This window comes from Pseudomonas sp. BYT-1, assembly GCF_023611805.1.
GTDB lineage: Bacteria > Pseudomonadota > Gammaproteobacteria > Pseudomonadales > Pseudomonadaceae > Aquipseudomonas > Aquipseudomonas guariconensis.
Window position 1 is genome coordinate 3266169 of the sequence record NZ_CP072559.1, and the last position, 15973, is coordinate 3282141.

Sequence of the window (15973 nt, forward strand, 5' to 3'; positions counted from 1 at the left end):
AGCCGGGCGTGGCTATTTACTGCAAACCGCCAGACTGGCCGGTCAGGCTTGAGGCAGCCGCACCGGCTCCAGGGTCGCCAACACCCCATCAAGGCAGCCGGGGCTATGCAGGATGTCGTAGTGGCTGGCGCGCACCACCTCGGTGTGGGCAATACGCGGTTGCTGCGCTTCGAGCGCCGCTCGCTCACCGGTCGGGTTGGCACTGGCCCACCAACAACGCAGCTCGGCCTTGACCACCGGCAACATCGGCAGCTCGCGCGACAGTTGCTTGAGCCGCTGGCTGACCATGAAGGTATGCGCCAGCTCATCGGCCCCGAGCAAGGCATAACCCGCGCCTTGTTGTGGCTGACGCTGGATCACCTCGGCAATCAACCCACCCACCTCCTGGGCCTCGATCGCCCTGTGCCCGTCGAGCACTGGTTGCACCGCGTCCGGGTCCATCCCCAGGGTGGCGCAGAGGAAGGCCTGCAGGTCTTCGCGCAGCGCTTCGGCCTGCTCACGGGTGTCCAGCGGCACGTAGCTGTCCACCAGGCCCAGCCAGCGTACGCTCTGCCCTTGGCCCTCCAGGACCTGAGCCACCAGCAGTGCCAGGCTGCCGCCGAGCGACCAGCCCAGCAAGTGATACGGCCCCTGGGGCTGGCGAGCGCGAATGGCAGCGGCGTAGTCACTGGCCATCTGCGCCAGCGACAAGTCTTGCCACTGGCGGTCCAGCAGCATCCGGCACTGCACGCCGTACACCGTGCGCTGCCCTTCCAGGCGCCGGGCCAGGGGCTCGTAGTCGAACACTGTGCCGAACCCTGCATGCAGGCAGAACAGCGGCGCTGCATCCGTCACCGGTTGGTTGAGCAGCAGCAACGGCTCCGGCGCCTGGCCCTGGGCGGCGGTCAGGCCGGCGATGGTCGGGTTGGCCATCATGTCGCGCAGCTTGAGTTCGAAGCCCAGCCCCGGCATCGCCCGTACCTGGGAGATCACCTTCAAGGTGCGCAGCGAATCGCCGCCCAGCTCGAAGAAGTTGTCGGTGATGCCCACCTGATCGACACCCAGCACCTGTTGCCAGACCTGCGCCAGCGCCGTCTGCAGGGGCGTGCGCGGTGCAACGAATTCGCGGGCACCGAAGTCAGGGTCCGGCAGCGCCTTGCGGTCGAGCTTGCCATTGGGCGTGAGCGGGAACTGCGCCAGCACCACCACCTGGGCCGGCACCATGTAGTCCGGCAGGCGCTCGCGCAGGGCCGCCAGCAGGCGCTGGCTCAACCCTTGTTCGGCAGCGGCGACCACATAACCGATCAGCTGGCGGCCTTGCGGTGTGTCGCGCACCACCACCAAGGCATCCTTGACCCCGGTCTGTTCGCGCAGCCTCGCCTCGATCTCGCCCAGCTCGATCCGGAAGCCCCGAACCTTGACCTGATGGTCGACGCGCCCCACGTAATCCACTACGCCATCGGCGCGCATGCGCACCAAATCGCCCGTGCGGTACAGCCGCGCTCCCGGCGCGCCGAACGGGTCGGCGATGAAGCGCTCGGCGGTCTGGCCGCGGTGGTGATGGTAGCCGCGGGCAACGCCCTCGCCACCGATGAACAGCTCACCGACCAGGCCCGGCGGCAAGGGATTGAGGTCGCCATCGAGCACGTACAGGGTCCGCGCCCCCACCGCCAGACCGATCGGCGCATACATTGCCTGGCAATGCCCGCTCGCCGGGGTCTTCCACAGCAGCGGCGTGACCACGGTCTCGGTCGGGCCATAGCCGTTGACCAGGTACTGTGGCGCCAGGCTGCGCTTGACCCGCTCGAAGCTGGCATCCGGTACTGCATCACCGCCAAAGCAGTAGATGCGCACGGCCGGCGCCTCGCCTTGGCGTTCGGCCTGCTCGGCCAGCTCCAGCAAGTACGCCGGCGGGAAGCAGGCGATGCTGATGCGTTGCGCCTTGAGCACCTGCAAGGTCTGCTCGGCGGTCCACAGGTTGTTGTCACGGATCACCAGGGTGCCGCCACTGATCAACGTGGTGATCCAACGCTCATGGGCGCCATCGAAGGCGAACGACATGAAGTGCAGCTCGCGGCTGTCGTGGTCCATCTCGTAGAGCTGGGCGATAGCCTGCACATGCATGCTGATCGCCCCATGGGCCACGGCGACACTCTTGGGCTTGCCGGTAGAACCCGAGGTGTAGATCAGGTAGGCCAGGCCCAGGTCCTGAACCGCCGGCAAGCCCGAGGCATCGACCGTTTCATCGAGTACCAGCGTATCGACCGCAAGGCAGGTCACCGATGGCGCCAGGGTCACCCGATCCTGCAGGCGGTGCTGGGTCAGCAGCACCGCCATGCCCGCGTCGGCCATCATGTAGCGCAGGCGCTCGGCTGGGTACTCCGGGTCCAGCGGCACATAGGCACCGCCGCTCTTGAGCACCGCCAGCAGCGACACCACCAGCTCCAGCGAGCGCTCCATGAACACGCCCACCACGGTTTCCGGCCCTACACCCAACGCTTGCAGACGCACGGCCAAGGCCGTGGCGCGGCGCTCGAGGGTAGCGTAGTCGAGCACTTGCTCGCCCAGCACCAACGCCGGGTGTTGTGGCAGCTCCCGGGCGCGACGGGCAATCAGCTCATGCACCGGGGTGTTGGCCACAGTTGGCGCGGCCGCCTGCAACTGGCGTGGCGCGTCCTCGACCAGGCCCAGACAGCCGACCGGCTGGAGGGCATCGTCGCACAGCCTGCAAAGCAGGCTTTCCATGTGCGCGCGTATCTGCTCGACCGTCGCAAGATCAAAGTGCGAACGCTGGTGCATGTACTCGATGCGCAGACCGCCCTCCTCCACGCTGACCATCAGGTCCATGGCAAAGCTGGTCAGGCCGAAGTCCGATACCTCCTCAAAGCGCAGTGAGTCGCCGTCCCACTCGCGCAGCGTGCGATCGACCGGCTGGTTCTCGAACACGATGATGCTGTCGAACAGCGCCTGGCCGCCCTGCCCGGCCCAGCGCTGGATGTCGCCCAGTGGCGTGTGCTGGTGATCGCGGATGCGCAGGTTGTAGGCCTGCAGCTCACGCAGCCAGTCGCCCACGGCCTGGGTGGTCGGTACGCTGCTGACCACCGGCAAGGTGTTGATGAACAGCCCAAGCATCTGCTCGGCGCCTTCCAGGGTTTCCGGACGCCCCGACACGGTGGCGCCGAAGGTCACCGTGCGCTGGCCGCTGTAACGCTGCAACAGCAGCAGCCAGGCCGCCTGGACCAAGGTGTTGAGGGTCACCCTTTGCCCTTGGACGAACTGCTGCAGGCGCGTGGTCTGCGTTGCGTCCAGCTGGGTGTAGAGCGCGTGATAGCCCGCCTGCGGCTGCTTGACCGGTACGGCACGGGCAAGGTGCGTCGGCCCTTCCAGCGCTGCCAGCGCAGTCTTCCAGAACGCTTCGCTGGTCAGCGGATCCTGGCGCTGCAGCCAGCCGATGTAATGACGGTACTCGGCCACCGGAGACAGCGCCTGGCCACTGTAGTGGCGCAGCACGTCACCGATCAGCCGCGAGACGCTCCAGCCATCCATGAGGATGTGGTGGTAGGTCCAGATCAGCCGGTACCGCTGCTCATCGATGCGCACCAACAGCACCCGCAGCAACGGCGCGCTCCCCAGGGCAAAGCCCTGCTCGCGCTCGGCATCGGCCAGCACGCGCACGGTCTGCCGGGCGTCGGCGCGGTTGCGCCAGTCGAGCACGCTCAGCAGCGGCGGCACTTCGCGCAGCACCACCTGCAGCGGCTCCTGCTCGCCCTCCCAGAGGAACGCGGTGCGCAGGATCGCGTGGCGGCGGGCTACCGCCTCCCACGCCGCAAGCATGCGCTGCGGATCCACGCCCACCACGCCTACTTCGATCTGGTTGACGTACAGGCCATCGTCGCTGTCCTGCAGCGCGTGGAACAGCATGCCCTGCTGCATGGGCGACAGCGGGTAGGCGTCCTCCACTTGCGCGGCAGTGAGCCCAAGGCGCGCCAGTTGGGCCTGCGAAAGCCCCACCGACACCCGCGCCACCGGCGTCTCGAGCGCCGGTGCCAGGGCGGTGGCGACCTGGGCCAAAGCCTCCAGGGTCGGGTGGCTGAACACATCCTTGGGCGTGATCGACAGCCCCGCCTTGCGCGCCAGGGCCACGGCCTGGATCGACACGATCGAGTCGCCACCGAGTTCGAAGAAGTCATCTTCGACGCTGATGTCGTCGCGCTCGAACAGCGCCTGCCAGACCGCCAGCAAGCTCGCTTCCTCAAGCGTGGCCGGTGCGCGCCCCTGACGCGTGCGCGCCTCAGGTGCCGGCAGACGGCGCCGGTCGAGTTTGCCGTTGGCCGTCACCGGCATGCGTTCGAGTTCGATCAATTGAGCCGGTTGCATGTGCTCGGGCAGTCGCTCGGCCAGGGCAGCCTTGAGCACCGCAGGGTCGAGCGCGCCGGCACTGGGTACCAGATACGCCACCAGTTGCGTGCTCTTGCCCACCTCCAGCGCCAGTACCACGGCTTCGGCGACGCCGGGCTGTTCGACCAGGGCGGCCTCGATTTCGCCCAGTTCGATGCGCAGGCCGCGGATCTTCACCTGATGGTCGATTCGGCCGATGTATTCGATCACCCCGTCGGCGCGGTAGCGGGCCAGGTCGCCGGTGCGGTACAGCCGCTGGCCGGCGTCGAATGGCGAGGCGACGAAACGCTCGGCGGTCAGCCCAGGGCGCTGGTGGTAACCGCGCGCCAGGCCCACGCCGCCCAAATACAGCTCACCGACCCGGCCCACGGCCTGGAGCTGCAGGCTGTCGTCGAGGATATAGGTACGCAGGTTGGCGATGGGACGGCCGATCGGCACGCTGTGCCCACCGTCGTCGCGGCAGGTCCAGTGAGTCACGTCGATGGCCGCCTCGGTGGGGCCGTACAGGTTGTACAGCCCGGCCTTGGGCAGCACGCGCAGCACCTGGCGTTGCAATTCGGCGGGCAACGCCTCGCCACTGCAGATCACCTGGCGCAGGCTGTGACAGGAGGCCGCGCCCTCGTCGCGCACGAACGCCTGCAACATCGACGGCACGAAATGCAGCGTATCGACCTGGTAACGGTTGATCAGCGCCACCAGTTGCGCCGGGGCCCGATGCGCCCCGGGCTCGGCGATGGCCAGGCGGGCGCCGACCATCAGCGGCCAGAAGAACTCCCACACCGACACATCGAAGCTGAACGGCGTCTTCTGCAACACCGTGTCCCCCGCGCCCAGCGGGTAGGCCGCCTGCATCCAGGCCAGGCGGTTGTACAAAGCGTCGTGACGGTTGCCCGCGCCCTTGGGTCGGCCGGTGGAACCCGAGGTGTAGATCATGTACGCCAGCGAAGCGCCGTCCAGGGCCAGGTCCAGGTTGTGGTCCGGGCCTTGGGTGAGGTCCAGCTGATCCAGGCACAGCACCTGGACGCCATCGACCAGCGGCAAGCGCGCTACCAGGGTGCTGTGGCTGAGCAGCAAGCCCACGCCGCTGTCCTCGAGCATGTACTGCAGGCGCTCGGCCGGGTAGTCCGGGTCCATCGGTACGTAGGCGCCACCGGCCTTGAGGACAGCCAACAGGCCAATCACCAGTTCCAGGGAGCGCTCGGCGGCGATGCCGACCAGCACCTCCGGGCCCACCCCGTGCGCGCGCAAGCGGTGCGCCAGGCGGTTGGCCTGGCGGTTGAGCTCGGCGTAGTCCAGTTGCTGATCGCCAAACACCAGTGCCGGCGCCTGCCCCGCACGCTCGGCCTGCGACTCGAACAGCCGATGCACCGGTTGCATTGGCGCGAAGGCCACCTGGGTGTCGTTCCAGGCCAGCAGTTGCAAATCGCGCTCCGAATCCCCCAGCAGCGTCAATTGGCCCAGCGCCTGCTCAGGCGCTGCGGCCATGGCCTGCAACAGGTTGCACAGGTGCTCGTGCAGGCTGGCGATGAAGGTGTCGCCAAAGGCGCTGCGGGCATAGTTGTAGCGCAGCGACAGGCGCGCGCCGAAGTCGGCCGAAACCGTCAGCGGGAAATGGGTCTGTTCGCGACCTTGCACATCCAGGATGCGCAAGCCCGTGTCCGGTCCCTGCTGCAGCGCCTCGGCCAGCGGGTAGTTCTCGAATACCAGCAAGGTGTCGAACAGATTGCCCAGCCCTGCCAGGCGCTGCACCTCGGCCAGCGGACTGTGCTCGTACTCGCGCAGGTCCAGGTTCAGCGCCTGGATCGCCTGTACCCACTGCGCCACCGATTGCCCGGGTTCAGGGCGGGCGATCACCGGCAGGGTGTTGATAAACAGGCCCAACTGCTGCTCGATGCCCGGCAGGTCTACCGGACGGCCAGCCACGGTGGCGCCGAAAGCCACGCAGGCTTGCCCGCTGTAGCGCTGCAACAGCAGCAGCCAGGCGGCCTGCACCAAGCTGTTGAGGGTGACCTTGTGCTGCCGGGCAAACGCGCCCAGGCGCTCGCTGGTCGCCGGGTCGAGCACCTGGAAATATTCTCCGAAGCCCGTTGCGCCAGGCTCGGCCTGAGCACCATTGGCCAGCAAAGTCGGCTCTTCGAGCGGCGCCAGCTGGGCGCTCCAGAAGTCCTGGGCGGACTGGGCATCCTGGACGACGAGCCAGGCCATGTAGTCGCGGTAGCGGCTGGCACTGCTGGCCGGGGTCTGGCCGGCATAACGCTGCATCACTTCGCCGAGCAACTGCGAGGTGCTCCAGCCATCGAGCAGGATGTGGTGGTGCGTGACGATCAGGTGCTGCCGGCCTTCGGCGGTGTCCAGCACGCTGACCCGCAGCAGCGGTGCCTGGGCCAGATCGAAACCGCGCTGACGGTCAGCTTCGGCGAATGCCTCCAGGGCACTGCGCGGCTGGCCGCGATAGTCCAGCCGTTCCAGCGGCAGACGCACCTGGCGCCCGATCGCCTGCAACGGCTGGCGCAGTTCATCGCCCCACAAAAAGCGCGCACGCAGGGTGTCATGGGCGTCCAGCGCCCCCTGCCAGGCCGCCCGCAAGGCTTCGACGTCCAGTCCTTCGACGTCCAGGCGCAGTTGGTGAACGTAGGCGCCTGGCTTATCGTCGTAGAGGCTGTGGAACAGCATGCCCTGCTGCATCGGCGACAGCGGGTAAAGGTCTTCGACGTCGCGTGCCACAAGGTTCAGGGCATCGAGCTGCGCCTGGTGCAGTTGCGCCAGCGGTACATCGGCCGGTGTCAGCCCGCCATCGCTGGCCAGGCAGTGCTCGACCAGCGCACGCAAGGCCTGACCATAGGCGTCGGCCAGGGCCTGCACCTGGGTCTGGGCGAAGCGGCGCGGGTCGAACGACCAGCTCAGGCACAGCTCGCCGCCATACACCTGCCCATTGATGCTCAGGCCTTCGAGCACTGTGTTGCCCGGCGCCTGCTCGTCACCGCCGCGCTCGCGTGCCGGTTGCCAAGCCGCCTGTGCATCGAAGCTGGCATCGAACTGGCCCATGTAGTTAAAGGTGATGGCCGGTGCCGGCAGCGCCCCCAGCCCCACGTCGGCCAAATAGCGCAGGATGGCGAAACCGATACCTTTGTTCGGCACCGCACGCAGTTGCTCCTTGACGGCCTTGATGCTGGCGCCGGCATCCAGCGCCGGGGTCAGCTTGACCGGGAAGATCGAGGTGAACCACCCCACCGTGCGGCTCAGGTCGATGTCCTCGAACAGGTCTTCGCGGCCATGGCCTTCGAGCTGCACCAGGGTCGAGGCCTGGCCGGTCCAGGCACAGATCACCTGGGCCAGGGCGGTCAGCAACAGGTCGTTGACCTGGGTGCGGTAGGCTGCCGGGGCCTGCTGCAGCAATTGGCGGGTGAGGTTCGGGTCCAGGCAGGTCTGCACGGCGCAGATCTCCTGCGCCACCGGGTGGGACACAGCCTGGCTCGGCAGGCCTGGCGTCACGTCCTGGTACTGGGCGTGCCAGTACGCGGCCTCGGCCAGCAATGACGGGCTCTGCGCATGCTGTACCAGGCGCCCGGCCCACTGCTGGTAGGCGCTGGTCTTGCCCGGCAGGCGCGGCGGCTCGCCGGCGGCCAATTGCTGGAGGGCCTGCTGCAGATCCTCCAGCAGCACCCGCCAGGACACCCCGTCCACCACCAGGTGATGGACCACCAACAGCAAGCGCTGCCCGCCCTCTGCCATGTCCACCAGCAGGGCGCGCAGCAGCGGTCCCTCGGCCAGATCCAGGCTAGCCTGAGCCTGGTTGCACAGCGCCAGCAAGGCCTGCTCGTCACAGGCGTGGGCGTGCTTCAGCACTGGCTGCTCGGCGCCCTCCTCGGCATGCCATTGACGCCACTGGCCGGCCTGCTGCACAAAGCGCAGGCGCAGGGCGTCGTGCTGGCGCATCACGCAGGCCAGCGCCCTACGCAGCTGCTGCGCATCGACCGGCTGGCGCAGGTCCAGCAACACCGACTGGTTCCAGTGGGCGCGATGGGCCACGGGCTGCTCGAAGAACCACTGCTGGATCGGCGTCAGCGGCGCCTCCCCAACTACCGGCGCATCGCTGTGGACGGCCGCCTCGCTGCGCACCGCGACCCGCGCCAGACTTTGCACGGTCTGGTATTGGAACAGGTCCTTGGGGCTGAAGCGGATGCCGCTCTGACGGGCACGGCTGACCAGCTGGATGGCGATGATCGAGTCGCCACCGAGCTCGAAGAAGTTGTCATCGATGCTGACCGGCGCACGCTTGAGCACCTCTTCCCAGAGCGTGACCAGGTCAGCCTGCAGCGCATCCTGCGGCGCTTGCCAGGCCCCTCGCGACGGCGTCAGGCCCGGCGCGGGCAGCGCCTTGCGGTCGAGCTTGCCGTTGCTGGTCAGCGGCCAGGCGTCGAGCACCATCAAGTGTGCGGGCACCATGTAGTCAGGCAGCTCGCCGCGCAGGTAGTCACGCAGGCCCTGGCCGAAGGTGCTGCTGCCGGCCTCGACGCCAGCCTTGGCCACCAGGTAGCCGACCAGTTGCTTGCTGGCGCCAGCCTCGTGCACCAGCACCAGGGCCTGGGCGACCTGCGGATGCTGTTGCAGGCAGCGCTGGATCTCGCCCAGCTCGATGCGAAAACCGCGGATCTTCACCTGATGGTCGATCCGGCCGATGTACTCGAGGCTGCCGTCGGCGCTGTAGCGGGCCAGATCGCCCGTGCGGTACAGGCGCGCCCCAGGGCGCTCGGCGAAGGGGTCGGCCACAAAGCGCGTGGCAGTCAGATCCGCGCGTTGATGGTAGCCCCGTGCCAAGCCCGCCCCGCCCACGTACAGCTCGCCCACGCAGCCTTTGGCCACCGGGTTCAAACGGCTGTCGAGCACGTACCACGACAAATCGCCGATCGGCTCGCCCAGCGGGCTGCTGTTGCTCGATTCAAGGTCGGCCCAGCCCAGTGGCCGGTAACTCACGTGCACCGTGGTCTCGGTAATGCCGTACATGTTCACCAGTTGCGGCTGGCGATCGCCGAAGGCTTCGAACCAAGGCCGCAGGTCGGCCACCGCCAGGGCCTCGCCGCCGAAGATCACCGTGCGCAGGGCCAGCGGCCCCTGGTCGCGGGCCGCGCACGCCACCTCGATCAGCGGGCGGAAGGCCGACGGCGTCTGGTTGAGCACCGTCACGCCCTCCTCGCGCAACAGGCGGTGGAAGTCCTGGGGCGAACGGCTGGTGGCATAGGGCACCACCACCAGCGTGCCGCCATGCAGCAATGCGCCGAAGATCTCCCACACCGAAAAATCGAACGCATAGGAATGGAACAGCGTCCACACATCGTGCTCGTCGAAGCCGAACCACTGCTGGGTGGCCTGGAACAGGCGCAACACATTGGCATGGGGCAACAAGGTGCCCTTGGGCTTGCCGGTCGAGCCTGAGGTGTAGATGACGTAGGCCAGGTTGTCGGGGTCGGTCAGGTTGGGCAGGTCGTGCTCGGGCGCCTCGCTCAGCCAGGCACCGGCCTGGTCGAGCAACAGCGTCTGAAGGCCCTCGACCTGCGGCAGGCGCGCGGCAAGCGGCGCCTGGCTGATCAGCAGGCGCGTGCCGCTGTCTTCGAGCAGATAGGCCAGGCGCTCCTCGGGGTATTCAGGGTCCAGCGGCACATAGGCGCCACCGGCCTTGAGGATCGCCAGCAGCCCCACCAGCATCTCCAGCGAGCGTGGCAAGGCGATGCCCACGCGCACGTCCGGGCCCACACCCTGGGCACGCAGGTGCCAGGCCAGGCGGTTGGCCCGGCGGTTGAGCTCGCCATAGCTCAGGCGCTCGCCCTCGCAGACCACCGCGGTGGCCGCTGGGCGCAAGGCCGCCTGGCGCTCGATGCGCTGGTGCAGGCACTCGCGCAGCTCATGCCGGGCCGGCCTGGGGTTCCACTCGGCCAGGGTGGCAGCGCGCTCAGCGGCATCGAGCATCGGCAACTCGCCCAGGGCCGTGGCCGGATTGCGCACGATCGCTTGCAGCAAGTTCAACCAGTGGCGCGCCATGCGCTCGAGGGTGGCGGCCTCGAACAGGTCGGTGGCATAGGTGAACGCCGCGCTCAGGCCCTCGGGCCCTTCGACGGTATCGAGCATCAGGTCGAACTTGGTGCTGCGTTCATCGACCGCCAGTACTTCGACCTCCAGCCCCTGCAACGACCAGCGGGCACTGCCCTCGGCGGCCTGCTGATGATTGAGCATCACCTGGAACAGCGGGCTCTGGTTCAAGCTGCGTTCTGGCTGCAGCGCGTCCACCAGTTGTTCGAACGGCACGTCCTGATGGCTCTGAGCTTGCACGGCCGCAGTCCTGAGGGCCTGCAGCAGGTCCAGGAAGGGTTGCTCGGGCTGCGGCTGGCTGCGCAGCACCTGGGTGTTGATGAAAAAGCCCAGCAGCGTCTGCACGTCCTGGCGTGTGCGGTTGGCCACCGGCACGCCGACACGGATGTCGTGCTCGCCGCTGTAGCAGTGCAACAACGCATGCAGCGACGCCAGCAGCACCACGAACAGCGTACAGCCCTGCTCGCGGGCCAACTGGCGCAGGCCTTCCAAGGTTGCGGCGGGCACCTGGACGCTGACGCAATCGCCCTGCTGGCTGGGCACGCTCGGGCGCTTGCGGTCCAGCGGCAGGCTCAAAAGCGGGTGTTCATCGCCCAACTGCTCGCGCCAATACTGCAATTGCCGCTCGCCCTCGCCCGCCTCCAGCCACAGCCGCTGCCACAGGGCAAAGTCGGCGTACTGGATCGGCAGGGCCTCGACCTGCGGCGCCTGGCCGCTGGCGAACGCCGCGTAGTGGCGGGTGAATTCCTCGATCAGGATGGGCAACGAGGCGCCATCGGTGACGATATGGTGCAGCGTGAGCACCAACACATGATCCTGGGCGCCGAGCCGGACCAACCGGGCGCGCATCAGCGGGCCGTGGGCCAGGTCGAACGGTGCCCGGGCAGCGCTGGCGATGGCAGCCTGAAGGCCTGCCTCGTGCGCCTCGACCTGCTCCAGCGGGCAGGCCATCGCAGGGTGGATCACTTGCTGCACAGCCCCCGCCTCCAGGCGGAAGGTGGTGCGCAGTACTTCATGGCGCGCCAGCAGCGCGGCCAGGGTCTGCTCCAGGGCCGCACGGTCCAGCGGGCCGCGCAGGCGGAAGGCACCGGTCAGGTTGTAGGCGCTGGCCTGTGGCTCCAGTTGCCAGATGAACCACAGCCGCTGCTGGGCGTAGGACGCCGGCACCACCTGCAAACCCGCCGCACGCGGCGGGATCGGCAGGGCTTCCAGGGTCAGGCCCTGCTCGCGCATCTTGCCTTGCAGCGCCTGTCGGGCTTCGGCCGACATCCCTGCAAACCGTTGCGCCAGCGCCAGCATTCTGTCCGGTACCGCATTCATAGAGCTTCAACCTCGTCGAACAGCGCCTCCAGGGAGTCCACTGTGTTTTGCTGATTACCGGCTTGCTCGCGCAATGCATCGATCTCCTGCGCCAGGCGCTCGAGGGTCTCGCCCTCGAAGAACACCCGCAGCGGGATCGTCAGGCCCAAGGCTTCCTGGATCCGGGTACGGATCGCGGTGGCCAGCAGCGAGTGGCCGCCGAGCTCGAAGAAGCTGTCCTGCACACCGACCTTGTCCACCTGCAGGGCCTCGGCCCAGATACCGGCCAGGGTGCGCTCAAGGTCCGTGCGCGGTGCGATGTACTGGCTGCGTCGGCTGTCCAGGGCCAGCAAGGCATTGCGGTCGAGCTTGCCATTGGGGGTCTGCGGGAAGCGTTCCAGCACCCGGATGCGCGCCGGCAGCATGTGCTCGGGCAGCACCTGGGAGAGGTGGCTGTGCAGGTCCAGGCCCAGTTGCTCGTGACCTTCCTGAGTAGAAACGACGAAGGCCAGCAATTGTTTACCCGCCGCGGTGTCATGGGCGATCACCAGCGCATCGTCCACGCCGCGCCCGGCGCGCAGGGCGTTTTCGATTTCGCCCAGCTCGATGCGAAAACCGCGCAGCTTGACCTGATGATCCAGGCGCCCAAGGCAGTCCAGGGTACCGTCGACCCGGTAGCGCGCTACATCGCCTGTGCGGTACAGGCGCTGCCCCGGTTCCTGGGCGAACGGGTCCGGCAAGAAGCGCTCGGCGGTCAGGGACGGCCGCGCCAGGTAGCCACGGCACAGGCCATCGCCGGCCACGTGCAGCTCGCCCTCGACACCCGGCGCGACCGGTTCGAACTGCGCGTCCAGCACATGCACCCGCAGGCCCTGGACCGGCTTGCCGATGGCGATGCCATGGCCGTCGGCCGGGTCCAAATAGGTGGCGGTGGACCACACGGTGGCTTCGCTCGGTCCGTACTCGTTGACCAGCGAAACCCCTGCCAGACGCTCGCCGTGGCGCCGCGCAAGCTCTTGGGTGCAGGCCTCGCCGGCGACGATCACGCAGCGCAGGCTCGGTGCATCGAGGTATTCGAGGATCTGCCCGTGGAACGAGGGCAACGTCAGGTAATGGGTCACGCCCTCCCGGGCGATCAGCGCGGCCAGCTGTTGCGGATCCTTGTAGCTGTGCTCCTCCGGCAGGGTCAGTGTCGCGCCCTGGCTCAACGCCCAGAAGACACCGGCCACGGAGCTGTCGAAGGAGAACGACGACAACATCAGGAAATTGCCCAGCGCTTCGCGGTAGAAATGCCCACGGGCCAAGGTCGAGGCCACGGCGTTGGCGTGGCTGACCATGACCCCCTTGGGCTTGCCGGTGGAGCCGGAGGTGTAGATCACGTAGGCCAGATTGTCGGCATCGCCCAGTGGCGCCGGGGCCTGCTCGCTGGCCGACCACACGGGCGCATCGGCGGCCAGGGAAGTGACCGTCAAACGCGGGTCCTGCTGCCAGGCCGCAGGCAGCGGCAGGCAGGCCAGCACCTGCTCGGCACCGGCATCGGCGAGCATGAAGGCCAGGCGCTCGGCCGGGTAGTTCGGGTCCAGCGGCAGGTAGGCGCCTCCGGCCTTGAGGATGCCCAGCAGTGCCACCACCAGCTCGCGGCTGCGCTGGCCATACACCGCCACCACCTGGTCCGGGCCTGTGCCCTGGGCGCGCAAGGTGTTGGCCACCTGGTTCGACAGGCGCTCCAGCTCGCCATAGGTCAGCCGCTCGCCGCCCACGCTCAAGGCGATGGCCTGGGGCTGACGCTCGGCCTGCTCGGCGAACAACGCTTGCAACTGCCGCGCCTGGCGCAGGGAGGCGGCCTGGGGATTGAAGCCCTGCAGCACCAGCCGGCGCCCAGCCTCATCGAGCAAGCCGGCCTCGGCAAGGTCCTGCGCTGGCGCGACCAGAGCCTGACCGGCAAAGTGCAGGAACTGCCCCAGCAGCATCTGCAAGGCCTCGACGCTGAAGGCAGCGGCATCGGCATCCAGGCGCACCAGGCCTTCGCCCAGCACCAGGCGCAGGCGCTCGGCCGGCCCTTCGGCGTCCAGCGCCAAAACGCTTTGTTCAGCGGCGCTCGGGCGATGGACGAAGCCGTAGCGGCACAGCCCCAGGTCGAACTCGTTCAGGCAGTCCAGCCAGGAGCGCGACTGTTCGAGGCGGGTCGTCATCTCGTCGGTCAACCCATCGAGGCTGGCGCCCTGGCGTTGGTCGAAGGCCACCGGCAGGGCCCGGGCGAACACGCCACAGGCATCGGCCAGATCCTCGTTACGGCCCTCCACGTGCAGGCCGATCAGCAGACGCTCTTGCTGGCTGATACGGGCCAGGAAAGCGCCCCACAGCGCCAGCACCCGCGCCTCGCCGCCGTCGCTCGACAGCAGCGCCTCGAGCGTCCGATCGGCACGGCTGGCCTGGTGGCGAGCGTTGGCGTGGCCTGGGGTTTCGAAGGCCAGGCGGTGGTTGACCTGATGGCTGCGCACCAGCGCCTGCCAGAACGCCGCGCCCTGGCGGCCCAGCTCATCTTCGCGCAGTTCCTGCTGCCAGGCGGCGAAGTCGACGTACTGCAACGCCTCGTGGTTGTCGGCGAGCACGCGGCCCTCGCACAAGGCGGCCAACTCGCCCGCCACCATCAGCAGGCTGGCGCGGTCGAGGCTGGCCGCGCTGCCCAGCAGCAACAGGCGTGGCTGGGCACCGGCCAGGGCGCTCACCGCCACGCTGCAGGCACCGGCTGCACTCACCTGGGCCCTGGCCCAGGCCAGCGCCTGGTCCAGGTCGCGGTCGGCCTCGGCATGTACGGCGCCAGGCACTTGCGCCTGCACGGCCTGCAGCGGCCAGGTCATGCCCGGCAGGCGGCGGTATAGGGTGCGCAGTATTTCGTGGCGCGCACCCAGGGTCGCCAGGTGCGCGGACAGCGCGCTGGCATCGGGCAGGCGTGCGACGCTGAGCACCACCCAGGCGTGCCCTGGGTGCTCGCCCTGGTTGGCCAAAGCCAGCGCCTGCTGGGCAGAGGCCTGGAACAGTTCACCGCCTACGTCGTCATGGCCTGGCTGGAGGGAGAGGGTCATGTGTGGAGCTCCTTAATCGTGGGCCAGATCGGCGCTTTTCTGCGCGATCGCCATGGCGGTGAGAATTTTTCGACGGCCCGTGAAGGCGTTGCGCGCATGCACGGTGAGGATGTTGTCCAGCAGCACCACGTCGCCCTTCTGCCAGTCGAATTCGACCATCACGTCGCGGTAGATCTGTTGCAGGTGGCGCACCACGTCATCGCCGATCGGCGTGCCATCGCCAAAGAACGTGTTCTGCGGCAAGTCCAGCGGGCCGAACTCGCGCAGCAGGTTGTCGCGGATGCTGTCAGGCAGGGTCAGGGCATTGAAGAAGGTGCCGTGGTTGAACCAGATGCGCTCGCCGGTCTGCGGGTGGCGGACGATGGCCGGGCCGCGCTGACGGGTGCGCAGGCGGTTGCCTGGTTTCCACTCGGCCTCTACACCGATTTGCGCGCAGTAGGCTTCCACTTCGCTGCGCACCTCGCTCTGGAACACGGTCTGCCACGGCAGGCCCATGCCGTCGCCATAGTTGCGCACATAGAGAATGCCCTTGCGGGCGAAGGCTTCGCGCACCTGCGGATCGACGCGGTCGAGGATCAGCCGGGTATCGCCCAGCGGCGTCTGGCCACCGGTCTGGGAGGGGGTGTCGCAGTAGAAGTACAAATGCAGCGGGAACACCGGCGAATAGGAGTGCTCGTTGTGCGGGAAGATCCGCTCACCGGCCGGGTAGTCAGTGGAGCTGTAGATGTTGAACTGGTCCGTGATCTGGGTGCGTGGCGAGGCGCGGAACAGGTACTGCAGGGCGCCGCCGGAAATCGCGTCGATACACTGGTTGAATTGATCGATACCTGCCACATCGAAGCCGCGGAACAGGATCGCCGCCCCCTGGTGCAACTGCTGCTGGATCAGCGCGCGGTTCTGCGCCGCCCAGGCGACCAGATCGACCCCTGGCACGGTGGGCGTACACAGCAGCGGAAAGCCCGCCTCGAACAACGGGCGGAAGCTGACCAGGCTGGACGTGTCGCTGGAAATGCGCTTGCGCACACCGCGCATGGGGCGAGAGGACAATGAAGTGACAGACATGACGCCTCCTGGAACTGGACCATGGCGGCTCGTCGCGAGCCGCCGCAAAAGTCGTTGAACAATCA

Annotated in this window: 3 protein-coding genes; all 3 read right to left on the minus strand. The window is 67.9% G+C overall.

Annotated elements, in window-relative coordinates:
• Positions 1-42 precede the first annotated feature (42 nt).
• The 3 genes from J5X93_RS15325 to J5X93_RS15335 are packed head-to-tail and all read right to left on the minus strand — an operon-like array spanning position 43 to position 15908.
• The gene (locus J5X93_RS15325) at positions 43-11781 is read right to left on the minus strand and encodes a non-ribosomal peptide synthetase (protein ID WP_250033727.1); all 11739 of its coding nucleotides are present in this window, start codon (positions 11779-11781) and stop codon (positions 43-45) included.
• Positions 11778-14846, minus strand: a complete 3069-nt coding sequence (locus tag J5X93_RS15330; protein ID WP_182943001.1) for a non-ribosomal peptide synthetase — start codon at positions 14844-14846, stop codon at positions 11778-11780. The genes J5X93_RS15325 and J5X93_RS15330 overlap by 4 nt, the downstream gene beginning before the upstream one ends.
• Before the next feature lie 12 nt (positions 14847-14858).
• Positions 14859-15908 carry a TauD/TfdA family dioxygenase gene (locus J5X93_RS15335; RefSeq protein ID WP_182942999.1) on the minus strand — a complete coding sequence of 350 codons (1050 nt, stop codon included), beginning with the start codon at positions 15906-15908 and terminating at the stop codon, positions 14859-14861.
• Positions 15909-15973: the final 65 nt, after the last annotated feature.

Bases quoted from the DNA above. Each gene is read 5' to 3' on its own strand.
- J5X93_RS15325 (WP_250033727.1), bottom strand. From the start codon at position 11,781: ATGAATGCGGTACCGGACAGAATGCTGGCGCTGGCGCAACGGTTTGCA.
- J5X93_RS15330 (WP_182943001.1), bottom strand. From the start codon at position 14,846: ATGACCCTCTCCCTCCAGCCAGGCCATGACGACGTAGGCGGTGAACTG.
- J5X93_RS15335 (WP_182942999.1), bottom strand. From the start codon at position 15,908: ATGTCTGTCACTTCATTGTCCTCTCGCCCCATGCGCGGTGTGCGCAAG.